Below are 5,405 nucleotides of genomic sequence, written 5' to 3'. Positions count from 1 at the left end.
GCTCATCTTCGGGCGGCCAAGTTTATCCGTGCCTGTCTGTTGGGAAAGGTGGGATATGGAGACAGCCAAGCGGAATTCTTGCCCGTCAAAGGATACCTTAATGTTAGGGTTACCGCCTTTTGTCTCGTCTCCCCGGGAGTAGAGGCGGTTTTTACGGGATGCTCGCCACTCCTCCCGCGTGGCCCGCCACTTGCAGACCTTTTCCCATAGCTTTCTGCCGCCAAAGACTACCTTTGGTATCGTACTATTCTCCCGGTAAGCCTCAAGCTCGGCCAGCTTCTTCTCTAGAGATGCTACCCGGTTGTTCCGCCCCTTGACCACCAGCCGCAGCTTTTCAACAATGTCCGGGGCATCGCCTTTCCTCTCTGCTTTCACCAGCTTCCTCATAGCAAGGCCGAGCTTCTTCCTCGCCCGGCGTAGCTTGTTTTCCGTCTCCTCAATCTCCAGCTGCAGCAGCTCTTTTTGGGAGTCCAGCACGGCCTGTGCCTTAAGCCTGGCGTCGTCCACATACCGGGAGTTGATTCCGAATAGTTTTTGCCCCAATTTCTCTATTTCATCTCGGGATGCACCCTCTAATAGCCGGTTGAAGGCCCAACGCTGGCAAGCGCAGAAAAGGCGCATCTCCGTCTCAAGAGGGTCTTCCTCTCCACGGCCCAATTTCTGTGAGCGGAAGGCCGGGTAAACTTCCGGAAAGAACTCTCCGCAAACTGTCATGCTAAATTTGTCCTTTTTGTGTTTCTTCGGCATCTCTGCCACCCCTCGCACCATATAGCCGGGCTGAAAAGGAAGTTACTCCGGCCAGCAAATCTTGGACAAGTCAGGTATCTCCGCTGGCCGCTTGGTAACCGCACGGGCTTGATCAGGCCCTGTTTTTCCCACGCCCGAAGTCTGTTCGGGTGTACGCCTAATCTCTTTGCTGCTTCTCCAATGGATAAGAGTTCCATATTTTTATGGTAGCATAGTAGTTAAGTACAGTCAATTACAGTATAGTTTCTCAAAGCTGCTGCAAACCTCTGTTAAAACTTTTTTTTGATTCGGCATTATTATATTTTACATTTTGATGGCAAGTCAATACAAGCTCGGGTGTTTTGTGTAGATGAGCCACAGTTTCGTTCACACTACTTTAATTAAAGTGAAAAAGACATTGCAAAGGGTTGGTATCCCTGGGGTATTATGGATATGGCACAACAAAAACCCATTAAGGAAGGATCCCACCTAATGAAATTATACCAAAAACTTAAAGTTTCGGATAATCCCTAGGCTATTGCTCAAGTCACTATCTCTTTGCTTAAGTCTCATTCCGTTAAAGAAACTGCTAAAATCTTAGGTGTCACTCCAATGTGGGTATATAAATTAAAAGAGCGTTTCAGGCTTTCTAATGGTGATATATCTGCCTGTATCAAAAGCGTGGGTCTAAATTCCGCATGCCTACCAGAACTCCAGAGCATACATAAAATTTAGTCGCCACTTTAGCAAAAGAAAGATTAGCTTTGTTCATTAAAAATACTTTCAATATTCAACTTTCTCCTTTTACCATCCGAAATATCAGAAGAGGAAACATATTATCAAAGAACCGCTCATCTTTTACAAAGAAGACCCAATAAGATATTTGACATCGGATTTTTCCCTGTTGAAAGTTGAATTGAAAGAAGTATGAGCATAAAAATACTGCACAAAAATGTACAGTCCAGACTGTCTACAAAGAATTGTCAGCAGTATTTTTTTACTTAAAATAATTCTAATGACAAAGACATTATTAAAAAACCTTGCATAAATTGAGTAGGAGAGGGTGATTAACCCCCGTCCCCTCACACCACCGGACATGCGGGTCCGCATCCGGCGGTTCACCAAGCTTTACGAAGCCTCTGATAGCGTTCGATTAAGCTCGTCAGGCCCTGGGATTGCCAGTAGGCGTTGCCCAGGGCTCTATTCATTGGCCCGTGTGCCATTCGCCATGGCCCCTTCCGAGCATTGGCGAATTCGTGTACTACTTGCTCGGGTAGTCCCAGAGCCCTAAGTTCTCGATACCTCGTCCGTATTCGTTTCCACTGTTTCCATAAACATAGGCGTAATCTACGGCGTATCCAGCCATCCAGTTCTTCAAATATGCTGGGTGTCTCGGCCAGGGCAAAGTATCCCATCCACCCTCCAAGATAGGTGTTGAGGCGTCCTATGCGTTCGGCCATGCTTACTGGTTTGTTCCGGGCTGTTATCTCCCGTATTTTCGTCTTTACTCGTTCAATGGTTTGAGGTGCTAGGCGGATGAGTATTTGTCCATTCTTCGCTTTATGCATGCTGAATCCTAGAAATTTCAGTTTCCACGGTCGGTCTACCGCGCTCTTTTGTTCGTTTATCTTGAGCTTCAACCGCTCCTGCAAGTATTTCTTTACGCTTTCCATAACTCTTTCTCCGGCCCGCTTGCTTTTGACGTAGATGTTGCAGTCGTCTGCATATCGGACGAATTTGTGGCCCCTCTTTTCAATTTCTTTGTCCAGCTCGTCCAGCAGTATGTTGGCTAAAAGCGGACTTAATGGGCCACCCTGGGATGTCCCTTCTGTTGTTTCCATCACTACTCCGTTTATCATGACGCCTGCCTGCAGATAGCGGCGAATGAGAGTTAATACCCTTTTATCTTTCACTTTCCGGGCCACCCGGGCCATGAGTATGTCGTGGTTTACCCGGTCGAAGAATTTCTCTATGTCCAGGTCTACTGTCCATTCGTATCCTTCTTCTACGTATTGTTTCGCTTCCCTTACTGCGTCGTGGGCTCTCTTCCCGCGCCAGAATCCGTAGCTGAATTCCGAAAATCCCGGGTCAAAGATGGGTGTTAATACGTGCAGGCGGGAACCCACCGCAGGTGGGTGCTGTTGGATGAGGCAGTCCATTACGGTGGGGATTCCTAAAAGCCGTTTGCCGCCGCCGGGTTTCGGGATTTCGACCCGGGCACGGGCTTGGGCTTGTAGGTCCCCGCTAGTAGCTCCTCTCGGATACGCAGCCACTCGGCACGAAGTTGTTCCCGAAGCTGTTCAGTCGGGATGCCGTCTATGCCGGGCGCGCCTCCGTTTTGTTCTACTCGCTTTAGGGCTGCTAGCATGTTGTTTCTTTCTACCACCCGCTCCATCAGGCCGCTATCGTTGTCCCCGCGAGGTGACTCTCCGCTTCGTGCCGGAGAAGAACTCGGCCCTCCCGCAGGCCCCTGTGGCTTCACCACTCCTTCCCTCGGGTAGGCCCCTTCCGGGGTTTTCTGCTGTCTTCGCTCTTCTCTCGAACTCATCGGCATCACCTCTTGCTTGATGTTCGGGCCTTCCCTCGAAGTTCATGACCTCCTAGGTACTATGCCCTCTGCTGACTCCTGACGGTTCAGCCATGCCTTCCAGCATGGGTTACCAGTTTACCTGGCGTTACCATCAGGCCTCTCCGGGTAAGAGCGAAAGCCTCCCCGCGCCCGCCCCATATACCCTACCGCCCCTTGGCAGCCTTGGATTTCGCTGTAATTCGCCAGCTCATCCGAACGGTCTGGCCTCGTATGGGGTTCTTGTTCATCGGGCCGTGGCTTTGCCTCCGGCTTCCTTCGGATTCCACCTCACGATGGACACCCTTGCCTTTGGCTAGCAGACTAGTGCTGCCTCGCCTGCAGTGGACCTTCACCACCGAGTTAACGCCCATGCCGGACGCACAAAATAAAAGCCGGTGTAAAACCGGCCAAACGCCTCAATAATTATGATGCGTTGTTTACATTTTGTGAATCGGAATTCCCAAAAGGTCGAAAGATGCTTCCATTATGGTCTCGGAAAGGGTCGGATGGGCGTGGATCGTGTCCGCCAGTTCTTCCGCCGTACACTCCAGCTTGACGGCAAGAGCAGCTTCGGCAATGAGTTCCGTAGCCCCCGGCCCTACGATGTGCACCCCCAGTATCTCCTTCCACCTGGAGTCCGCTATGATCTTGACGAATCCCCTGCTTTCCCCCAACGTCAAAGCCCTGCCGCTTGCTATAAAGGGAAATCTCCCTATTTTTATACCGTCGCCGTGGATTTCCCTGGCCTCCCTCTCCGTCAGCCCCACGTAGGCTACTTCCGGGTCCGTAAAGATGCAGCTCGGCACGGCCTTGTAGTCCATCACCCTGTCCTCTCCAATCGCGTTGGCGGCAGCCACAATCCCCTGGTGGGACGCCACGTGGGCTAGCTGGAATTTCCCCGTTATATCCCCGACGGCATAGACGTTTTCAAGATTCGTCCTCATTCGTTCGTCAACGGCGACCCAGCCGCTTTCAAGTCTGATACCCAGGTTCTCGAAAGCATCCGTCACCGGCCTTCTTCCTACCGCCATCAGCACCTTATCTACCGAAATCGAACGAATCCCACCAGGCGTCCTTACGCTCACCTTTAGCCGGCCGCTTTCCCTTTCCACCGATTCCACGCTGGATTCCGTGAAAATCTTGGTTCCATTTCTCTCCAGGATTTTTTTGAGTTCCGCAGATATTTCCTCATCAGCCCGGGGCAAAATGCGGGGCAGCATCTCCACTACCGTGACATCGGTGCCGAGAGAACCGTAAATGCTCGCCATCTCCACCCCGATGACTCCCCCGCCGACGATGAGCATCGAACCCGGTATATCGTCTAAAGAAAGGGCTTCCTCGCTGGTGATAACTCCTGGAAGGTCATTTCCGGGGAAAGGAATCACCGCCGGCTTTGAGCCGGTAGCGAGGATTAAGCTGTTTGCCGTTAAGACCTGTTCCCCCTCCTGGTATACAACCCTTACACTTCTTTCACCTTCCACTTCTGCCCTGCCCCTGAAGACCGAAACGCCGTTTGCCTTCAGAAGGTTTTCCACACCCCTCCTGAGCGTCGCAATTACCGCGGCCTTTTTCTTTTGCAGACCATGCCAGTCGACCCTCACGTTTTCGACCGCGACGCCGAAATCTCCAGCATTCTTCAAGCTTTGATAGACGGAGGCACCGTGGCTCAAAGCTTTTGTCGGAATGCACCCGCGGTTGAGGCACGTCCCGCCGAGGTCACCTTTTTCGACGAGTCCCACCTTAGCTCCCTTTTTCGCCGCATATATGGCAGCCACGTAACCGCCGGGGCCCCCGCCTATAACCACCAGATCGTAATGCAAGGTCACCATCTCCTTTGCCCTTTATCAAAGCAGCATTTCCACGGGGTCTTCCAAAAGCTGCTTTATCCTCCGCAGGAACTTCGCCCCAAGGGCTCCATCTATTACCCTGTGGTCGCAGGAAAGAGTCACCTTCATCATGGGCCTTACAGCTATTTGGTCGCCTTCGGTCACCACGGGTTTTTTCATGATCTTCCCCACCGCCAGTATGGCGCTCTCGGGAGCGTTTATTATGGCGGAAAATTCCTCTATGTCGTACATCCCGAGATTCGAGATGGTAAAGGTCCCGCCCT

The 5,405-nt window shown here is 51.5% G+C and carries 4 protein-coding genes and 3 pseudogenes; 1 reads left to right on the top strand and 6 read right to left on the bottom strand.

The genetic code is table 11. From position 1 onward, the window contains the following. Positions 1–747 (bottom strand): annotated as a pseudogene (locus AN618_RS12000) (IS200/IS605 family accessory protein TnpB-related protein); the annotation flags it as partial. Next, positions 711–944: a MerR family DNA-binding transcriptional regulator gene (locus tag AN618_RS14080; protein WP_222926510.1), complete on the bottom strand. Its 234-nt coding sequence runs from the start codon at positions 942–944 to the stop codon at positions 711–713. The gene AN618_RS14080 and the pseudogene AN618_RS12000, both read right to left, overlap by 37 nt. A gap of 319 nt (positions 945–1,263) precedes the next feature. Here AN618_RS14080 and AN618_RS14215 point away from each other — a divergent pair. After that, a pseudogene (locus tag AN618_RS14215) lies at positions 1,264–1,553 on the top strand (integrase core domain-containing protein); the annotation flags it as partial. Positions 1,554–1,844: 291 nt separating this feature from the next. Here AN618_RS14215 and ltrA read toward each other — a convergent pair. The 4 genes and pseudogenes from ltrA to AN618_RS11985 all read right to left on the bottom strand — a co-directional run. Then, positions 1,845–3,121: pseudogene (ltrA, locus tag AN618_RS11995) on the bottom strand (group II intron reverse transcriptase/maturase). A 338-nt stretch (positions 3,122–3,459) separates the two neighbouring features. Further along, positions 3,460–3,666 (bottom strand): hypothetical protein, encoded by a 207-nt coding sequence (locus AN618_RS13240; RefSeq protein WP_157081753.1) that lies wholly within the window; start codon positions 3,664–3,666, stop codon positions 3,460–3,462. A 66-nt stretch (positions 3,667–3,732) separates the two neighbouring features. Further along, on the bottom strand, positions 3,733–5,124 hold the full coding sequence (gene lpdA, locus AN618_RS11990; protein ID WP_245628527.1) for a dihydrolipoyl dehydrogenase: 1,392 nt from the start codon (positions 5,122–5,124) through the stop codon (positions 3,733–3,735). A 15-nt stretch (positions 5,125–5,139) separates the two neighbouring features. Then, positions 5,140–5,405, bottom strand: a 266-nt coding sequence (locus tag AN618_RS11985; RefSeq protein WP_187694937.1) for a 2-oxo acid dehydrogenase subunit E2, incomplete at its 5' end; no start/stop codon positions are given.

Origin of the sequence: Fervidicola ferrireducens (assembly GCF_001562425.1) — a bacterium.
GTDB classification, from domain to species: domain Bacteria; phylum Bacillota; class Thermosediminibacteria; order Thermosediminibacterales; family Thermosediminibacteraceae; genus Fervidicola; species Fervidicola ferrireducens.
This window is presented reverse-complemented; position numbering and strand designations above follow the sequence as displayed.